The sequence below is a fragment of the Cryobacterium sp. N22 genome (genome assembly GCF_002929555.1).
Lineage (GTDB): Bacteria > Actinomycetota > Actinomycetes > Actinomycetales > Microbacteriaceae > Cryobacterium.
Genome location: NZ_PJJP01000031.1, coordinates 65,784 through 82,316, shown reverse-complemented (window position 1 = coordinate 82,316; position 16,533 = coordinate 65,784). Strand labels below are relative to the sequence as shown.

The following is a 16,533-nucleotide window of genomic DNA, read 5'->3' as shown; positions in this document are numbered from 1 at the left end:
GGCTTGAGGTGGCGCCCACCACGGGCTGTGCGAGACTCTCTGACATGCAGACCGAAATCGACTCTGACCCGGATTTTGACGACTTCTGGCGTGACCACTTCGCCAAGAAGATCGCGGCCGACATGCCTGTGGCCAGGATTCTGGCCTCGGTGGAGATGCTGGCCCTGCAGCGGGCGGACCGCCCCGTGGACCTGTCGCTGTGCAGGCGGATGCCCGGCCTCCGTGACCTTCTCCTGCCCGGGGCACCAGGCCTGGTCACGAACAAGGAGGTGATCGCGGACCTCCCCGCCCTTCGGGAACTCGTGATTGCTCAGGGGTCGTTCACCCCTGAAGACCTGACGATGGTCGCGAAGAGCGCCTCGCTGACCCGGCTGCACATCAGCAACATGCACCTCGACGCCGCCGCGCTCGCCGTCCTCGACGAGGCGCCGAAACTCAAACAGCTGTCGCTGAGCAGGGTCACCGGCCTCACCGCCGCAGACCTGGCCCTGCTGCCGAAAATCACCCGACTGCGGTTGTCAGAATGTGACCTGCCCGACATCGCCAACCTCGCCCGGATGCCCCGCCTCCGCACCCTGGAACTGTACAAAATGGTGACCGCGAACCTCGACTTCCTCGCGGCGCCGAAGCTGGTGTCCTTCCAGAGCGACGATCTGGCCGAGGACCAGACGGGCCTGGGCCATCTGGCCAAGAGGACCCAGCTGCACACCTTCAGTTACCCCGTCTCGGACCTGTCCGTGCTGGCGTCCTGCATCAAGGTGCAAAGCATCGTGGTCGATGCCTCCGCAGAGGTCGACCTCAACGTCATCGCCCACCTGCCGATCACCGGCATCGTGGTGCACTTCGCCCCCAACAAAGCAGCCGTCGAGGCGATCTTCGAGCGGGCAGAGAAGATCTGGCCGAAGATGCGCATGACGGGATTCCGCGAGGACTGGACCCGCCCGCGACCCGCGGCGGAACCTGAGCGGGCCGTAGTCGCGGAACCTGTACCGGCACCGGCACCGGCACCGGTACCGGTACCGGTACCGGCACCGGCACCGGCGGCGAGCGCCATCCCTGCCGGGGCCGAGTCCCCGCGCCGCCCCGGCTTCCTCGCCCGGTTGCTCCGAAAGGCGACCGCGGGCTCCTGATTGCTCGTCCCGTCTGGTGCCCACCAGTCGCAGGTGTTGTGCGCGGGGGCGGGGGTCGCTGACCGGCGAGAGCCGTCAGCTCGGGTCAGAACGCCGGGCGTGTGGTCCACTCGGCGAACAGCGAAAAGGCTGGAGTCGCGAACACCGCGAAAACGATCAGGTTCACGATCACGGTGAACCAGAACACCGACCGGAAGCTGGCCTTCTGGGTCTTGTGCCGCAGGGTCTGCTGGGCGACGATGGCGCCCGGCCAGCCGCCGACGACACCCCAGAGCAGCAGAGTGGCCTCCGGCACGCGCCAGCGCCCCGCGGTGGCCGCCGACTTGTCGACCGCGTAAAAGATGAAGCAGACGATGCTGGCGGCGAGGTAGATGCCGGCGACCCACAGGGGGATCGGCAGGAGCGCGTTCACGACGAGGTAGCCGGCCACGAAGAGCAGGATCGGAAGGTACCGTGCGGCGCGGGATGTGCGCCGGGAGGGGGCGCGGCGTGCCGGCGCCCGCTGCCCGGCCGGGCGCACCCGCGTGGACTGTTCAGTTCGGGAACCCATGGCTCGAGCGTAACGGCCGGCAGAGCTCCACGGCCCCCGCTCAGTGGTTGTGTGGTGCGGCGTGCAGATCCGCAGCCGCGGGCGGGCTCGGTTCGGGCAGGGCGGACATGCCCTCTGTCGAGTTGGCCGATTGCACGAGCGCGTCGACCCAGCGGGGATTGAGCATCGGCTTCAGCTGATCGGTGAACCTGTAGAGGATCGAAATATCGGGGTGGATCCAGATCGCACCTCGACCGCCGTCGCCGTCTCTGTCCTGTCGCCACGAGAACAGGAATCCCTCGTTCGAGTGCAGCTTCACCGCGAAGGCAACCTGCAGATGGGCGAGCATCCGGTCGTTGAAGTCGATTCTGAGGCTCGAGTCATAGATCAGGTGTCCCATCAGCCGGCCTCCCTCACGGTTTGCATGGCGAGACCATATGCCTGGCGTGCCGGGATCGCTGGGGGGTTGCGGCCCGGGGATATGGTGTTGGCATGTTGGACGGCGACGTGGTGGGCGCCCTGATTCGGGAACGGATTGTTGCCTGTGAGTTGGCCTGCGACGAGGTGATCGCGGTCAGCGAAAGGTGCGCCGACGCGTGTCTGGCGCTGCACGGTGACGGAGACATCACCACGTGCTTCCTCGCTGATCTGGACTGTGTGGTACTCGGAACGGTGACGGTCAGGGTGTTGTCCTGGACGACCAGCGCGAACCGCTCGGCGGCGATCGCAGTGCTGGAGGCCTGCGTGGAAGTGTGCACGGCATCAGCGGCGGCGTGTGAGCAGATGGTGCAGCTCCACAGCCCCTGGGTCACCTGTACCGGTGCGTGCCATCGCCTGTGCAACGCGTGCACCGATCTACTTGTTGTGCTCGAGGCCTGACTCAGTACCGCTTTGCGGCGGCCCTTGCCGTTTGGCGAGGTCTGGGTGTCAATTGGATGCAACGGTGCGGGAAAGACGACGACGTCGGGAGCTGCTCATGTCGGGAAAACAGGATGCGTCGAAGGGATCAGGCCGCGGCGGCGCGGAACAACGCAAGGCCGCGTCGTCGTCGGGCCCACCGATGGATCGGCCGGAGAAGATCCGCAACGTCGCCCTGGTCGGCCGGTCCGGCGCAGGTAAGACCCTGCTCGCCGAAGCGTTACTCGTGGCCACCGGTGCCCTCACCCGGATGGGCTCGATCGAGGGCGGCAGCACGGTGAGCGACTCGGACCCGTCCGAGATCCACCAACAACGATCCGTTGCGCTGTCAGTGCTGCCGCTGGCCGTCGGCGACGTGAAGGTGAACCTGCTCGACACCCCCGGCTACGCCGATTTCGTCGGCGACCTGCGGGCCGGGCTGCGGGCAGCGGATGCGGCGCTGTTCGTGGTCTCAGCAGTTGACGGTGTCGACGCGGCCACCACGGCGCTCTGGGCCGAGTGCGAGAGCATCGGGATGCCGCGGGCCGTGGTGATCAACCGGATCGACCATCCGCGGGCGGCGTACGAGGCGGTGCTGGCGGCGTGCCAGGAGAACTTCGGCGCCGTGCTGCCGCTGGCCGTGCCGATCCGCAACAACGGCGCCATCACCGGCCTGCTCGGGTTGCTCTCGAGCACGGTCTCGGACTACGGCACGGGCACCGCCGGCCCCGCCCAACGGCCGGCCACCGAGGCCGAACGTGCCGACGCGGAGCCGGCCCGGGCCACGCTGATCGAGGGGATCATCGCCGAGAGCGAAGACGAAACCCTGATGGAGCGCTACCTCGGCGGCGCCGAGATCGACCTGGGCACCCTCACCGCCGACCTGGAGATCGCCGTGGTCCGTGGCAGCTTTTATCCGGTGCTGGCGACCTCCGCCGAGACCGGGGTGGGCATGACGGAACTGCTGGAGGTGCTCACCGGCGCGTTTCCCTCGCCCATGGAGCGGGCGCTGCCGACGGTGACGGACCTGGACGGCCGGGAGGTGGGGCCGTTGACCTGCGATCCGGACGGGCCGCTGGTGGGCGAGGTGGTGCGCACCACCATCGATTCGTTCCTGGGCCGGGTCTGCCTGGTCCGCATCTTCTCCGGCACGCTGCGGGAGGACTCCATCGTGCACATCGGCGGCCACGGCCTCACCGACCGGGGCCATCAGGACCACGACAGCGACGAACGGGTCACCCACCTGCAATCCCCGCTGGGGGCCATCCTCCGGCCGGTGCCGTATTGCGTGGCGGGGGACATCTGCGCGCTCACCCGGCTGACCGACGCGGAGACCGGAGACACCGTGTCCGACCGGGAGGCGCCGCTGCTGGTGGAGGCGTGGGAGATGCCGGAGCCGCTGATGCCGGTGGCGGTGCACGGCGCGGCGCGCAGCGACGACGACGCGCTGGCCAAGAACCTCGGCAAGATCGTGGCCGTCGACCCGACGCTGCGGGTGGAGCGCAACGCCGAAACCCACCAGTTGGTGCTCTGGTGCATGGGGGAGGCGCACGCCGAGGTCGTGCTGGACCGGCTGCGCAGTCAGGGCGTGAAGCTGGAGACCGTCGAGGTGATCACGCCGCTGCGGGAGACGTTCGCCGCGCCGGCCGCCGCCCGGGGGCGGTACGTCAAACAGTCCGGCGGCCACGGCCAATTCGCCATCTGCGAGATCGAGGTCGAACCGCGCGAGCGCGGAACGGGGTTCGAGTTCGTGAACAAGATCGTTGGCGGTGTGGTGCCCGGGCACTACATCGGGTCGGTGGAGAAGGGCGTCCGGGCGCAGATGGAGAAGGGCGTCTCGGCGGGGTTCCCCGTCGTGGACATCAGGGTGACGCTGGTCGGCGGCAAGACGCACAGCGTCGATTCGTCGGATGCCGCGTTCCAGGCCGCCGGGGCGCTGGCGCTGCGGGAGGCCGCCGCGGCGAGCCGGATCCAGCTGCTCGAACCCGTCTCGGCGGTGACGATCAGCGTCCCGGACGCCTCCGTGGGCGCGGTGATGACCGACCTGTCCACCCGCCGCGGCCACATGACCGGCACCACCTCGGTGGGCGATGAGCGCACCGAGATCAGCGCCGAGATCCCGGATGCCGAGCTGCTGCGGTACGCCATCGAGCTCCGGGCGTTGACGGCGGGAAGCGGCCGGTTCCGCCGCAGCTACCTGCGGCACGACCTTGTGCCGCCCAATGTGGTGCCGGCGGCCGTGAGTGTGTGACCGGCCTGGCGTGGCGATTAGGAGCGAACGAGAATGACGACAGTGACCTGCGACATCACAGTCTCTACCGACGGCTACGCGGCCGGACCGAACCAGAGTCTGCAGAATCCGCTCGGCGAAGGGGGCGAGCGACTGCACCGCTGGATGATCGAGCAACCCACCGAGAATGCCGCGGAGATCGCGGCGATCTTGGAGTCGGGCGCGTACATCATGGGCCGAAACATGTTCGGTCCCGGCCGAGGCGAGTGGGATAACGAGTGGAAGGGGTGGTGGGGCGACGATCCGCCGTACCACGCGCCGGTTTTCGTGCTGACCGATTACCCGCGCGCGCCGCTGACCATGTCGGGAGGCACGACCTTCTTTTTCGTCACCGACGGCATCGAATCGGCGCTGGAGCAGGCGCGCGCCGCTGCGGGGGAGAAGACCGTGGCCATCGCCGGCGGCGCCTCGACCGTGCGGCAATACCTGTTGGCCGGTCTCATCGACGAGCTGCGGCTGCACGTTGCACAGGTGGTGCTGGGCGCGGGCGAGCCTTTGCTGGAAGGGCTCGATGACGTCAAACTGCACGAGGTCAGCACCACTGAGAACGAGCTGGTCACCCACGTCACCTACCGGGTGGTCCACTGAGCTGGGGCGGATCGTGCTGTCAGCGGGGGACCGGTGCCGAGCTGTGCGGGCTGTCGTACTCGCCCAGGGCGTAGCGCAGCTGTTGGTTGAGGTCGTTGAGCGCCTGGCGCACGTTGTAGCGCGGGTCGGCTCCCTCGCCCAACGGCGCGGCAATGCCGTCGCTTTCGAGACGGTGCAGAAGGGTCTCCACGGAAGAATCGTCGAGGCCGGCCACCCAGACCAGCCCTTCGAGGTTGGCCAGGATGCCGACGAGAGCGGCGGCATCGCGCTTACTGAGGGGGTGAGGGCAGTTGGTGTCATTCACACGGGCAGTTTCATCCGCAATCGCGCTGAGGGCAATCCCCAGAGCCGCGCGAACTACCCCGTGACCGGGCGGTCATCCTCCGGCTGGGCGGATGCGGCGGAGCCGGCCTGCCAGACGACGCGCAGCACGTCGATGACGTCGTCGGGGTCGGCGCCGACCGATTCGGCCTCGGCCACGAGGTCGCGGATGCGTTTGACGACCGATCGGGGCAGTACCGCCGCGGACGCGGACACCCGGGTGCCGGCCGCGGTGCGGGTGACCACGAGTCCGTCTCGCTCGAGCAGCTTGTAGGCCCTCGCGGCCGTGCCGGGGGCCACGCCGAGGTCGCTCGCGGTCTGACGCACGGTGGGCAGGCGCTCGCCGGCGCCGAGCTGGCCCGAGACAATCAGACCCCGCAACTGGCGGTAGATGTCGAGGGCGGGGCTGGACTCATCCGTCAGCGGCAGGATCGGCCCGGCGCTCATCGCACGGCCTCCGGCTGGGAGCTGGGCTGCGGGCGCGGGTGCTGGCGCTCCGGGTCCGGTCGGCGAAGCAGCCGGATCGCGACGAACAGCAGCAGCGCGAATCCGGTGATCTCCAGAGCCGGGGCCAGCCACTGGGCCGCAGCCGCGAACTCCGCGTACCGCCAGGTCATGTCGTAGGTGGTGCCGGCGCCATCGTTCCCGACCGTCAGTTGCGACATCGAGCCGTACCGGCCGATTAACCTGAACGCGCCGCCGAGGGCGAGCAGCGTGGCGGCCGTGGCGATGGCCACGGCGCCGGACGCGACCTGGGCGCGCGCGCTGCGCTCGGCGGTGACGGTCTCGGGCCGGAGGTAGGGCCGCAGCGCGTTACGGCGCAGGGTCGCCCAGGTCACCAAAGCCAGCGCGGCGAGGCAGATCAGCACCGGCACGCCGAAGTCCCAGCCGTAAAACCAGGGGCGGAGCGGTTCGAGCTGCGTATTCGGCACCGGGATTTCGAGATAGATGAAGCGCCCACGCTCGTCGGACGACGAGGCCAGGCCGGCCGCGATGGTCGTGGCGAGGAGGGCCACCAGCGCGACGGCGCCGCCGATGAGCCCGGCGCGGGGGCCGAAGCTCAGCCAGGTGCGCCGGGCGGTCGGCAGCACCGGCTGCTCGGGGCCGGGGGCGCCCCTGACCACGATGAGAGCCAGGCCGACAGTGAGGCAGAGAACTGCGGCGAACAGCGGGGTCGCGTACTGCCACCACTCGACGATGTCGACGAGGTTGAGCAGGTAGCCGCGGACGACCTTCTCGACCGCGTAGACCACGACGACCGCGATCGCGCCGATGCCGAGCGCCCGGTGTTCGGGCCGGTAGCGCGCCGCGACGGCCGGCGGCCGGGTGCCGCTCGGTGCCGCGAGGCCTCCGAACCGGTGGCGCAGCCGCGGCACGAGGAGCGTGCCGACGACGATGAGTGCGGCGAGGACCAGCGAGAACAGCGGCAGCGTGAACGCGGCCGCCGCCAGATCCAACGGGCCGATCGGCGTGCGGGTGTGCAGTGACATGTGCGCCTCTTTCGGATGTTGTGTCACATGTCTAACACAAGTTGTAGCATCCTGCGAGTACAAGTTTGCGGCGCTCCGGAACCCGGTACTCTTCGGGGGCACGTGTTCTGGGGGGAACCACACTGACGCCCGGTTTCATGCCGCTGTCGGCTCCCAGGGTTTCCACTGCCCAGCAAGGAGCTCCATGTCTCAGCCCGTACTCCACGATCCGGTTGCCGCGAAAGCGCCGCTTCAACCCCAGAAGAGCTTCGTCGTCACCTGGCTGCTCGCCCTGCTGCTGGGTGTGTTCGGGGCGGACCGGTTCTACCTCGGCAAGATCGGCACGGCCATCGCCAAACTCCTCACCCTCGGTGGCCTCGGCATCTGGGCGCTCGTGGACCTCATCATCGTGCTGACCGGCACCACGACCGACAAATCGGGTCAGCGTCTCGCCGGCTTTGACAAGAGGAAGGTCACGGCGTGGGTCATCACGATCGTGGTCATCGTGGGAAGCGGCCTCAACGGCGCGGTGAATGCCGCGATGACGGCGGGGGCCGTCTTCTCAGAGTCGGATTCGGTGGTCGAGGATGACACCACGGCCGACGGGCCGGCCGCCGATGCCGATGCCGTCGACGGGCCGACCGCCGCCGGTTGGGCGGATGAGACCTACGGCAGCTTCGATGCGGTAACCCAGGCGGGTGCCGGCGACGCCGTTCTCGCCCTCCCGGACGGTGCGGCCGCGGCGCTGCTGACGGCAACCCACGACGGCGGCGGCAGCTTCAGTCTGCAGGTGCTGGATGCGGACAACCGGCCGACCCCGGATCTGATGGTGAACACCTTCGGCGCCTACGCCGGCACCACCGTCTACGGCCTCAACGGAGACCTGGGCGAGCCCGGCGTCTCGCTCAAGGTGGTCGCGAGCGGCAACTGGACGATCGACCTCGCGCCGGTGTCCTCCGCCCCGGCGCTCGCCGAGACCGGCACCGACGACGCGGTTTTCCTCTACAGCGGGCCGGCGGCGACGCTGGCGTTCGGCTACGCGGACAGCGGCTACCTCACCGTGGCCGAGCACACCGACGCGGGCACGAGCGAGCTGGTCAATGAAAGCGGCCCGTACCAGGGCGCCGCGACCGTCGGCGCGGGCCCGTCGGTGATCACCATCACCGCCAACGGCGATTGGGCTGTGCTGCAGGGCTAGCCCTGGTTAGGCCGGGATGTCGCCGTCGCCGGTGAGGTTCTCCCCGGCGTCGAGCTCCTGGAAGAGGGTGATCTGGAGGCCGGCCGGCGCATCCATTCGGGAGTTGATCGAGCGCCACGGGGTTTCGCGGGGTGTGGCGGTGAGCACCGCGCGCCGGCGGCGACGAGCCGGTCGGTGGTGGCCGTGGTGTCGTCGACCTCGAACGCGACGCGGAGGCGATGGCTGGGCCGGCCGTCGGCCTCGACCCGATCGATCAGCCGTACCTGGGCGGGATTGGACAGCTCGAGGGTGGCGATCCCGGCGCTGAGGATCACGACCCGGGCGTCGTCCTCGCCCTCGTAGGACTCCGACTCGGGCAGGCCGAGCTCGTCGCGGTAGAAGGCGAGGGCGGCATCGAAGTCTTCGGTCTCGACGACGAGGCGCAGCTGTCGGACCGGGGCGGGGTGGGGGTTCGTGGGTTCGCTCATGCTGTGGATGGTAGCCGCGAGCCGCGAGCCGCGAGCCGCGCGATCTGCGCTGCGCGGGTGCAGCGCCGCTATGCGGGTGGCGCGCCACCCGCATAGCGGCGCCTGCCCCGCACACCTCTGCTGGCACCTCGCGCCGTCGGGCGCTAGCTTCGAGGTGACTCAACTTTGATTGCCTTCGAGGGGTTGCCATGACAGACACCACCGAATCGGCCGGCGCAGTTTCGGAGCAGGACCACACCCACGGCGGTGGCGGCCCGGCAGCCGGCACCCTGGAGGCCGCGATCGCGCTCGCGCGGGCGGCGCACGCCGGACAGGTCGACAAGCTCGGGGTGGACTACATCGAGCATCCGTTGGGCGTGATGAACCTGGTGCACACCGTGCCGGAGAAGACCGTGGCGGTGCTGCACGACGTGGTGGAGGACACCCCCGTGACGCTCGACGACCTGCGTGCGCGGGGCTTTGACGAGTCCCTGGTTCGGGCGGTGGATGCGCTGACCAAACGGGCCGGCGAACCACTCGCCGAGTCGATGGCCAGGGTGGCCGCCGACCCGCTGGCGCTGGTCGTGAAGCGCGCCGACCTCGCCCACAACGCGAACCCGGCCCGGCAGGCCGCGCTGCCCCCGGAGACGAGCCGCCGGCTCACGGCCAAGTACGAGGAGTCGGCACGGCTGCTCGGCACCACGCTCGCGGCGGTACTCGGTCGCTGAGATGACGACCGAGTACCCGCCGGCCTGACGCCGTATCCGTTCGGCGGTGCGCCTAGCGGCGCTTGGCGAGCAGGGCGCCGAGGCCCGTCACCGCGGCCAGGGCGACAGAGCCGAGCGTGATGACCAGAGTGGGGTTGCGCTTGTAGGCGCCGGAGAGCTTCTCGAACGTGTCGGTCGCGAACTCCCGCGCCGCGGCGATGGCTGCGGTGGTGTCGATCTCGCGCAGGGCCGCTGTGGCGGTGGCGACGGTGTCGTCGACGGCGTGGCGGGCCTGGTCGGCGAGCTCGCCGGCCTTGGTGACGGTGTCCTCGACGAGGTCGTGGGCCTGCTGTGCGGTGTGGTCGGTCATGGGAGTCCTTTCGAGGGGGGGAGGGGAGGTGGATTAGCGGTGAACGGCTTTGGTGATCTTCTTCGCGTTGCGGCTGGCGAGCTTGTGCGTGCGGACGCGGGCCTTCTTCACCGTCGGGTCGTTCCACGCCTTCTTGGCGTTGCGGCGGATCTGCCTGTACCGGCCTCGGCCGGCCTTGGCGCCGATGAGGTAGAACGCGAACGCGACGGCGGCGGCGAGGAGGAGGCGTAGTGCGGTCATGGGGCCTGCTTTCTGGTTGGAGACTGTGGCGGATGACTTGCCTTACCTATGAGTGGAACGAAACCGGCAATTCGTCACGGAATCCACGGTTTTCGGCTGCCGCCGGAGCAGAATGGCAGCATCCGACGAAGGGAGCCGCCGTGGCCTCGAAATCCGTTCCCGCCTGGACGGACGCATCCAGCAACCTGCTCAAGGTCACCCGCGGGTTCGTCCTCGGCACCGTCGACCCCGGCTCCACGCCCGGCTTCAGCGGCGGCAAAACGGATGCCCAGGACATCGGCCGCGTCGCCGCGGAGTCGCTCTCGCACCAGCAGGAGATGCTCTTCGCCAATAGCCGGGAGGGCGACCCGCGCAAGGTCCTGCTCATCCTGCAGGGGATGGACACCTCAGGCAAGGGCGGCATCGTGCGTCACGTGGTGGGCGCCGTCGACCCCCAGGGCGTCAGTCACGTGGCGTTCAAGGCGCCCACCCCGGCCGAGCTGCGGCACGACTTTCTCTGGCGCGTCCGCCGAGAACTGCCCACCGCCGGCATGATCGGCGTCTTTGACCGCTCGCACTACGAAGACGTGTTGATCGGCCGGGTCAGGCAGCTCGCCTCGCCCGAGGAGATCGAGGAACGCTACGACCTGATCAACGCCTTCGAGCAGGAGCTCGTCGACGATCACACCACCGTGATCAAGGTGATGCTGCACATCAGCGCCGGCGAGCAGAAGAAGCGGCTGCTCGAGCGGCTCGACCGGCCCGACAAATACTGGAAGTTCAACCCGGGTGACATCGACGAGCGGATGCTGTGGCCCGGCTACCAGGCGGCGTACCAGACCGCGCTTGAGCGCACCTCCACGGCGTTCGCGCCCTGGTACGTCGTGCCCGCCGACCACAAATGGTTTGCCCGGCTCGCGGTTCGGCAGCTGCTGCTCAAGGCACTGGACGACATGGTGCTTACCTGGCCGCCCGCCGACTTCGACGTGCTCGCCGAGCGCGCCAGGCTGGCCGCGTCCTGAGGGGTGGGCCAATGGTGGTGTTGAGTGCGGGCATCCTGCTCTATCGGTTGACGGATGCGGCGGAGCCCGAGGTGTGGATCGCGCACATGGGCGGCCCGTTCTGGGCGCGCAAGGATGCCGCGGCCTGGTCGATCCCCAAGGGGGAGTACCGGCTCGGCGAGGATGCGTTCGCGGCGGCGCGGCGGGAGTTCGAGGAGGAGATCGGGGTGCCGGCGCCGGAGGCGGAGTATGTCGAGCTGGGGGAGTTCCGGCAGTCGTCGGGCAAGGTCGTCACGGTGTTCGCGGCGGAGGCCGACGTCGCGGTCGACACCGTGGTGAGCAACACGTTTGAGCTGGAGTGGCCGAAGGGCTCCGGCCGGGTGCGGTCGTTCCCGGAGGTGGATGATGCCCGGTGGGTGGGGCTCGAGCAGGCCCGGGTGCGGCTGGTGCGCGGGCAGCTGCCGGTTCTGGATGCCCTGGTGCAGCTGTTGCGCGGCCGGGGGCGGCTCGGTCCGTAGGGCCAAGGCCGCGCGGCGGCCTCGGGCTCGGCTGCGAGGGGTGGCGCGTGTGCCGGATGCCCGCTCCGGGGTGTCGCGCGGGCCAGGCGCCGTTATGCGGGTGGCGCGCCACCCGCATAACGGCGCCTACCCCGCATACCGTGATTCCGGTCGATCGGGCGTGGGGGATCGGGGACCGGCACTGCTCGGCACGGCTCAGCGGGCCGCCAGCCGGGGCCGTCGGGCAGCGACCTCCGCGCCGGCGTGGGCCGGCATCCGCCACGCTTCGACCGCAGGCAACACGAGCAGCACGGCCAGCACCGCGAACGCCCAGCGGTAGCCGAGCTCGGCCGTACCGGGGTCCACCAGCGCGGCACCGGCGGTGGTGGCCCGCACGATGAGAGCGGCCACGGCGATGCCGAGCCCCACGGCTACCTGCTGCAGGGTGGATGCGAGGGTGTTCGCGCCCGAGGTGAGCTGCGCCGGCACATCCGCGAACTGCACCGAGTTGTAGCCGCTGAAGCCGATCGAGCGGAACACCCCGCTCGCGAAGAGCAGCACCGCGATCACGGCGATCGGCGTGGCCGGATCGATGAAGGCGCACAACACGAACACCACGGCGCCGCCGAGGTTGCTGCCCACGATCACGGTACGAAAGCCGAACCGGCGAATCAGCGGGCTCGTCGCCGGCTTGATGGCCACGTTGCCTAGGAACACCGCCATCACGAGCAGCCCGGCCTGCGAGGCACTCCAACCGAACCCGGTCTGGAAGAGCAGCACGAACAGGAACGGTGCGGCACCGATCAACAGCCGGTAGGCCAGCCCGCCGACGTTGCCCACCCGGAAGGTGGGGATGCTCAGCGCGGTCAGGTCGAGCAGCGGATGCGCCGCCCGCCGCAACCGCAGCACCGCGCCCACGCCCACCCCGGCCGCCAGCACGAGCAGCCCGCCGGCCAGCCACCAGTTGGTCGGGGCCGCCCCGATCTGCTCCATGCCCAGGACCAGCGCTGCAAGGGCCACCCCCACCAGGATGAAGCCCGCCCAGTCCAGCCGGTGCCGGTGCACCGGGACGATCGCCGGCACCAGCCGGAGCGCCGCGACGAACGCGACGAGGCCGATCGGGATGTTGACCAGGAAGATCCACTGCCAGCCCACGGTGTCGGCGATCACGCCGCCGAGCACCGGCGCGAGCACCGGCGCCAGCAGGGCCGGCCAGGTGAGGTACGCCATCGCATCCAGCAGGTCACGCTTCTCGATCGCGCGCAGCACGGCGAGGCGTCCGACCGGCACCATCATGGCGCCGCCCACGCCCTGCAGGACACGCATGGCCACGAGCATCGGCAGCGAGGTGCTCAGCGCGCAGAGGGCGGAGGCCACGGTGAAGATCACGATCGCCAGGGCGAAGATGCGCCGGGTGCCGAACCGGTCGGCCAGCCATCCGCTGACCGGAACCCCGATCGCCAGGGTGAGCAGGTACGCGGTCATGGCGATGTTGATGTCGACGGCGTTGACGCCGAGGTCGACGGCCATGGCCGGCGCGGCGGTCTGGATGATGGTGCCGTCGAGGTTCTCCATGAAGAACGTGCCGGCGACGAGAAGGGCGAGGGGGCGGTTGAGGGTCGCCGATCGGGTCATAGAGCCATTCTCTCCCGCCGGTCGCCCGCGACCGGGCTAACTGTTACCAGTGCGGACAAGTGTGCCCGGCACACCGGGCGCAATTGTCCGGATCGGGAACAGTTGCGAAACGCTGCCGCGGTGGACGTCGCATGCGCAGCCCCTCGCGTCAGCGAAAGCGCTCGTCGTCGTACTGCTGGGTGCCGCCCTCCAGCGTCCACGCCGCGGCGAACGGCATCAGGGTCTCGATGCGGGCCACCCGCACTCCCGCGGCGGTGGGCAGCAACACCCGGATGCCGGGGTGATAGTCGAAGAGCACCTGCCGGTCCCGACCGCACGGGCCGACCACGCCGCGACCGTGATTGCCCACGGCGACGATCGTCGTGATCTGGCGCGCGCCGTTGGCGCGGGCGGTGCCGAGGGCGACCAGCTCGGCGCACGGGCCGCCGGTGAAGTGGAACAGGTTCACGCCGGCGAACATGCGGCCGTCGGCGGCCCGGACGGCCGCGCCCATCGTGTGGGCGCCGTCTTCGTCGGGGCCGGCATCCGTGTTGGCGTCGATGGTCGCGCGAGCGAGCTCAATGAGCTCCAGATCATCCGCTGACGGTGCTTCGAGTTCGGGGGTTGCGGGCATGGGGCCATCCTACGGAGTTGGACAAGTCCGACGGCCGGCGGGGGAGCGGCCGCTTCGTCGGGCTCCCTCCGCGTCGGAACGCCGCAGCGCTCGTCCCGGCCGGCCCGGCGGTCTGATCCCGGACCAGGACGGTACGGGCCGGGTCAGGCCAGGGTGTCGACCAGGCGCTGCAGGGACTGCTGCAGACCGAGGAACCCAGCCTCGTCGAGCTCGACCGTGGCTTCGTCCAGGTACACATCGCGCCGGATCTCCAGCATCACCGAGCTGACCCTGGCATCCGTTCGGTAGTGCTTCAACGGCACGTAGGCGCCGGCGAACGGGGTGTTGGCCGCGGACTCGAGGCCGGCGAAGCTCTCGGCGACGGCGTGCAGGAACGCCTCGGAGGCGTGGAACGGGTCTGAACCGACGCAGAGGGGCGCGCGAGGGCCGCCGCCGTGCAGTTCGTAGGGCAGTTCGTCGTACGGGTACGAGTGCACGTCGATGATCACGGCGCGGCCGTGCCGCGCCAGGGTGGCGTCCACCAGCTCGGTGAACCGGCGGGAGTAGGCGGCGAAGTAGTCCAGCAGCCCAGCCTCATCGACGGTGGCCACCCGGCGGATCTCCTGCCCGCGGGAGCCGTGTGTGTAGAGCACGCCCATGCCGACGGCGTTCATCTCCTCGGATTCGTCGGGGAAGCGCTCGACATCCACCGCGAATCGGGACAGGTCGTTGATGACCGCGCTGGCACCGGTGATGGCCGCGACGAGGGTGTTCGTGTGGTGGTCGGTCATGGCGTCCTTCTCCGCCTCCAACTCGGACAGGGAGATGAGGTACGCGTCGAGGTGCTCCGGCGGGATGGTGCGCCCACCGTGCGGCGCATGCAGGATGACCGGGCTGCTGGCCGAGTTGTCGATGACGCGAAAGTGCGTGGTCATGTGCGGGGTGGTCATCCGGTGCCTCCTGGCAGGGGTTCAACGATGCGCGAAGCCCCATGGTCTCGGGTGCCACCGACACTAGCCCCTGGGGCGATGAGCCAACGGATGCTGGCGGGGCGTCGCGCGGGTCAGGCGCCGCTCTGCGGGTGGCGCGCCACCCGCATAGCGGCGCATCGCCCGCATACCTCGACACCCCCGACGACACTCACCCCCGGGTCCTCTTTTAGGGGGACATACAGAACCCGCATCCACCCCATAACGTGGGGATACGCAATTCGTTTTGGGGAGACAAAAAATGGGCAGAGTCGCTCGTATTGCAGGAATAACACCGGGGATGACGATCAGGCGCCGAGGGTGCGGGTGACGCTGGGTCTCCGCGAACCCGCCGGCCATGCCGCGGGTGCCGAGGGTTCGACCGGCGGCGTGCCCCACGGCATCCGCTGATGTACAGCAGACAAACGCAAGGCGAACAGTCGCTCGAACGGTGACGGGCCGGTTTCACGCCGACCTAACGTGAAGAGACGATTGCCGACACAGCAGATACGGCCGGTGAGCGCCCGAGGCGCCCGCGAGGCTCAGGAAAAGGACGAACACAATTGCATAAGCGCACTTTCAAGACGGCCTCAGTCGCCACCATCATCCTCAGCACCATGGTCCTGGCGTCCTGCGCCTCGGCGGATGCCGGCTCGGGCGAGGGCCAGGGCGGCGGGGACGCCGGCGGCACCCTGATCGTTTACACGAACTCCAACGGCGACGGCCGCGGCGAATGGGTCACCGCGCAGGCCAAGGAAGCCGGCCTGGACATCGAGATCGTGGGCCTGGGCGGCGCCGACCTGGCCAACCGCATCGTGGCCGAGAAGAACAACCCGGTCGGCGACGTGGTGTTCGGCCTGAACAACATGTTCTTCGAAACCCTCAAGGACGAAGAAGCCGTCACCGCCTACGAACCGGCCTGGGCCGCGGAGGTAGACCAGGAGTCCGGCGACCCCGAGGATGGCGCGTTCTGGCCGCTCGTGGAGCAGGCCATCGTCACGGTTTACGACACCAACAAGGTGCCCGCCGCCGACGCCCCCACCGAGGTGGCTGACCTGTGGAAGGACGCCGCCTACGACGGTCGTTACGAAGTGAACACCGCGCTCGGCCAGGCCACCCCGCAGCTGGTGCTCGCCGGCCTGCTGGCACCGTACCTCGACGAGGACGGCGACCTCGGCGTCTCCGACAAAGGCTGGAAGCAGGTGGAGGACTACTACGCGCACGGCTCACCCGCCGAGGAGGGCACCGACCTGTACGCCCGCATGGCCCGCGGCGACGTGGACTTCGGCGTGCTGCCCTCCAGCGGCATCACCGCCCGCGACGCCGAATACGGCACCGTCACCGGTGTGATCAGCCCGGCGGATGGTGTGCCCTACGTGACCGAGCAGATCGCCGTGATCGCCGGCACCCCGCGCGAGGCCGCTGCCGAGGAGTTCATCGACTGGTTCGGCAGCGCCGAAACCCAGGGCGCGTTCGCGGCGGAGTTCGCGTCGTACCCGGTGAACGAGAAGGCCCGCGGCCAGGCGCTGCCCGAGGTCGTGGAGCTGATCGAGTCGCTGCCCAAGCAGGACATCGACTTCGCCCTCACCCGCGAGAACATCGGCGCCTGGGTCGAGAAGACCGAGCTCGAATACCTGCCCTAACCTGCAGCTCGCACGCGCTCACCCGACATCGCC

20 protein-coding genes are annotated in these 16,533 nt (G+C 69.4%); 9 read left to right on the top strand and 11 right to left on the bottom strand.

Going from position 1 to position 16,533, the window contains the following annotated elements; all coding sequences use genetic code 11:
- Positions 1-44 precede the first annotated feature (44 nt).
- Positions 45-1,130: a hypothetical protein gene (locus tag CXY76_RS07150; RefSeq protein WP_104163554.1), complete on the top strand. Its 1,086-nt coding sequence runs from the start codon at positions 45-47 to the stop codon at positions 1,128-1,130.
- Between the two features lie 85 nt (positions 1,131-1,215).
- On the opposite strand, the gene CXY76_RS07145 is transcribed toward CXY76_RS07150, so the two are convergent.
- Together CXY76_RS07145 and CXY76_RS07140 are read right to left on the bottom strand one after the other, a co-directional pair.
- On the bottom strand, positions 1,216-1,680 hold the full coding sequence (locus CXY76_RS07145; RefSeq protein WP_104163553.1) for a DUF1294 domain-containing protein: 465 nt from the start codon (positions 1,678-1,680) through the stop codon (positions 1,216-1,218).
- 40 nt (positions 1,681-1,720) lie between these two features.
- A complete protein-coding gene (locus tag CXY76_RS07140) occupies positions 1,721-2,059 on the bottom strand; it encodes an ATP-dependent DNA ligase (RefSeq protein ID WP_104163552.1) in 339 nt (112 codons plus the stop codon).
- A 92-nt stretch (positions 2,060-2,151) separates the two neighbouring features.
- Between CXY76_RS07140 and CXY76_RS07135 the strand changes: the two genes are divergently transcribed.
- The 3 genes from CXY76_RS07135 (at position 2,152) to CXY76_RS07125 (ending at position 5,434) form a co-directional block, all read left to right on the top strand.
- On the top strand, positions 2,152-2,538 hold the full coding sequence (locus CXY76_RS07135; protein WP_104163551.1) for a four-helix bundle copper-binding protein: 387 nt from the start codon (positions 2,152-2,154) through the stop codon (positions 2,536-2,538).
- Between the two features lie 97 nt (positions 2,539-2,635).
- Positions 2,636-4,807, top strand: coding sequence for an elongation factor G-like protein EF-G2 (locus tag CXY76_RS07130; RefSeq protein WP_104163550.1), 2,172 nt, complete (start codon positions 2,636-2,638; stop codon positions 4,805-4,807).
- A 33-nt stretch (positions 4,808-4,840) separates the two neighbouring features.
- Positions 4,841-5,434 (top strand): dihydrofolate reductase family protein, encoded by a 594-nt coding sequence (locus tag CXY76_RS07125; protein WP_104163549.1) that lies wholly within the window; start codon positions 4,841-4,843, stop codon positions 5,432-5,434.
- Positions 5,435-5,453: 19 nt separating this feature from the next.
- Here CXY76_RS07125 and CXY76_RS07120 read toward each other — a convergent pair whose 3' ends face one another.
- From CXY76_RS07120 to CXY76_RS07110, 3 genes are read right to left on the bottom strand one after another with little or no spacing between them, the layout of a single operon-like run.
- Positions 5,454-5,738, bottom strand: a complete 285-nt coding sequence (locus CXY76_RS07120; protein WP_104163548.1) for a hypothetical protein — start codon at positions 5,736-5,738, stop codon at positions 5,454-5,456.
- Between the two features lie 53 nt (positions 5,739-5,791).
- Positions 5,792-6,202: a GntR family transcriptional regulator gene (locus tag CXY76_RS07115; protein WP_104163547.1), complete on the bottom strand. Its 411-nt coding sequence runs from the start codon at positions 6,200-6,202 to the stop codon at positions 5,792-5,794.
- Positions 6,199-7,245: a hypothetical protein gene (locus CXY76_RS07110; protein WP_104163546.1), complete on the bottom strand. Its 1,047-nt coding sequence runs from the start codon at positions 7,243-7,245 to the stop codon at positions 6,199-6,201. The genes CXY76_RS07115 and CXY76_RS07110 overlap by 4 nt, the downstream gene beginning before the upstream one ends.
- A gap of 184 nt (positions 7,246-7,429) precedes the next feature.
- On the opposite strand from CXY76_RS07110, the gene CXY76_RS07105 reads away from it, so the two are divergent.
- Positions 7,430-8,422, top strand: a complete 993-nt coding sequence (locus CXY76_RS07105) for a TM2 domain-containing protein (RefSeq protein WP_104163545.1) — start codon at positions 7,430-7,432, stop codon at positions 8,420-8,422.
- Here the strand turns inward: CXY76_RS07105 and CXY76_RS07100 are convergent.
- Positions 8,419-8,889: a VOC family protein gene (locus CXY76_RS07100; protein WP_233199621.1), complete on the bottom strand. Its 471-nt coding sequence runs from the start codon at positions 8,887-8,889 to the stop codon at positions 8,419-8,421. The genes CXY76_RS07105 and CXY76_RS07100 overlap by 4 nt on opposite strands.
- A gap of 188 nt (positions 8,890-9,077) precedes the next feature.
- On the opposite strand from CXY76_RS07100, the gene CXY76_RS07095 reads away from it, so the two are divergent.
- Positions 9,078-9,596 carry an HD domain-containing protein gene (locus CXY76_RS07095; RefSeq protein WP_104163544.1) on the top strand — a complete coding sequence of 173 codons (519 nt, stop codon included), beginning with the start codon at positions 9,078-9,080 and terminating at the stop codon, positions 9,594-9,596.
- A 52-nt stretch (positions 9,597-9,648) separates the two neighbouring features.
- On the opposite strand, the gene CXY76_RS07090 is transcribed toward CXY76_RS07095, so the two are convergent.
- Entirely contained in the window at positions 9,649-9,945 is a 297-nt protein-coding gene (locus tag CXY76_RS07090; RefSeq protein ID WP_104163543.1) for a hypothetical protein, read from the bottom strand.
- 33 nt (positions 9,946-9,978) lie between these two features.
- Positions 9,979-10,185 (bottom strand): hypothetical protein, encoded by a 207-nt coding sequence (locus CXY76_RS07085; protein WP_104163542.1) that lies wholly within the window; start codon positions 10,183-10,185, stop codon positions 9,979-9,981.
- A 140-nt stretch (positions 10,186-10,325) separates the two neighbouring features.
- On the opposite strand from CXY76_RS07085, the gene CXY76_RS07080 reads away from it, so the two are divergent.
- The gene (locus CXY76_RS07080) at positions 10,326-11,186 is read left to right on the top strand and encodes a PPK2 family polyphosphate kinase (RefSeq protein WP_369826099.1); all 861 of its coding nucleotides are present in this window, start codon (positions 10,326-10,328) and stop codon (positions 11,184-11,186) included.
- An 11-nt stretch (positions 11,187-11,197) separates the two neighbouring features.
- Entirely contained in the window at positions 11,198-11,683 is a 486-nt protein-coding gene (locus CXY76_RS07075; protein ID WP_104163540.1) for an NUDIX domain-containing protein, read from the top strand.
- A gap of 195 nt (positions 11,684-11,878) precedes the next feature.
- Here CXY76_RS07075 and CXY76_RS07070 read toward each other — a convergent pair whose 3' ends face one another.
- The 3 genes from CXY76_RS07070 to CXY76_RS07060 form a co-directional block, all read right to left on the bottom strand.
- Entirely contained in the window at positions 11,879-13,297 is a 1,419-nt protein-coding gene (locus CXY76_RS07070; RefSeq protein WP_104163539.1) for an MFS transporter, read from the bottom strand.
- A gap of 148 nt (positions 13,298-13,445) precedes the next feature.
- Complete coding sequence (locus CXY76_RS07065) at positions 13,446-13,910, bottom strand: cytidine deaminase (RefSeq protein ID WP_199190220.1); 465 nt, start codon at positions 13,908-13,910, stop codon at positions 13,446-13,448.
- A gap of 143 nt (positions 13,911-14,053) precedes the next feature.
- Entirely contained in the window at positions 14,054-14,839 is a 786-nt protein-coding gene (locus CXY76_RS07060; RefSeq protein WP_104163538.1) for an N-formylglutamate amidohydrolase, read from the bottom strand.
- A gap of 581 nt (positions 14,840-15,420) precedes the next feature.
- Between CXY76_RS07060 and CXY76_RS07055 the strand changes: the two genes are divergently transcribed.
- Entirely contained in the window at positions 15,421-16,500 is a 1,080-nt protein-coding gene (locus CXY76_RS07055) for an extracellular solute-binding protein (RefSeq protein ID WP_233199620.1), read from the top strand.
- The last annotated feature ends 33 nt before the right edge of the window (positions 16,501-16,533 follow it).

Excerpts from the sequence above, each read along its gene's own strand:
- CXY76_RS07135 (WP_104163551.1), top strand. The coding sequence starts at position 2,152 with ATGTTGGACGGCGACGTGGTGGGCGCCCTGATTCGGGAACGGATTGTT.
- CXY76_RS07125 (WP_104163549.1), top strand. The coding sequence starts at position 4,841 with ATGACGACAGTGACCTGCGACATCACAGTCTCTACCGACGGCTACGCG.
- CXY76_RS07060 (WP_104163538.1), bottom strand. The coding sequence starts at position 14,839 with ATGACCACCCCGCACATGACCACGCACTTTCGCGTCATCGACAACTCG.
- CXY76_RS07095 (WP_104163544.1), top strand. The coding sequence starts at position 9,078 with ATGACAGACACCACCGAATCGGCCGGCGCAGTTTCGGAGCAGGACCAC.
- CXY76_RS07070 (WP_104163539.1), bottom strand. The coding sequence starts at position 13,297 with ATGACCCGATCGGCGACCCTCAACCGCCCCCTCGCCCTTCTCGTCGCC.
- CXY76_RS07115 (WP_104163547.1), bottom strand. The coding sequence starts at position 6,202 with ATGAGCGCCGGGCCGATCCTGCCGCTGACGGATGAGTCCAGCCCCGCC.
- CXY76_RS07075 (WP_104163540.1), top strand. The coding sequence starts at position 11,198 with ATGGTGGTGTTGAGTGCGGGCATCCTGCTCTATCGGTTGACGGATGCG.
- CXY76_RS07150 (WP_104163554.1), top strand. The coding sequence starts at position 45 with ATGCAGACCGAAATCGACTCTGACCCGGATTTTGACGACTTCTGGCGT.
- CXY76_RS07085 (WP_104163542.1), bottom strand. The coding sequence starts at position 10,185 with ATGACCGCACTACGCCTCCTCCTCGCCGCCGCCGTCGCGTTCGCGTTC.
- CXY76_RS07145 (WP_104163553.1), bottom strand. The coding sequence starts at position 1,680 with ATGGGTTCCCGAACTGAACAGTCCACGCGGGTGCGCCCGGCCGGGCAG.
- CXY76_RS07065 (WP_199190220.1), bottom strand. The coding sequence starts at position 13,910 with ATGCCCGCAACCCCCGAACTCGAAGCACCGTCAGCGGATGATCTGGAG.
- CXY76_RS07110 (WP_104163546.1), bottom strand. The coding sequence starts at position 7,245 with ATGTCACTGCACACCCGCACGCCGATCGGCCCGTTGGATCTGGCGGCG.
- CXY76_RS07130 (WP_104163550.1), top strand. The coding sequence starts at position 2,636 with ATGTCGGGAAAACAGGATGCGTCGAAGGGATCAGGCCGCGGCGGCGCG.
- CXY76_RS07090 (WP_104163543.1), bottom strand. The coding sequence starts at position 9,945 with ATGACCGACCACACCGCACAGCAGGCCCACGACCTCGTCGAGGACACC.
- CXY76_RS07140 (WP_104163552.1), bottom strand. The coding sequence starts at position 2,059 with ATGGGACACCTGATCTATGACTCGAGCCTCAGAATCGACTTCAACGAC.
- CXY76_RS07105 (WP_104163545.1), top strand. The coding sequence starts at position 7,430 with ATGTCTCAGCCCGTACTCCACGATCCGGTTGCCGCGAAAGCGCCGCTT.
- CXY76_RS07100 (WP_233199621.1), bottom strand. The coding sequence starts at position 8,889 with ATGAGCGAACCCACGAACCCCCACCCCGCCCCGGTCCGACAGCTGCGC.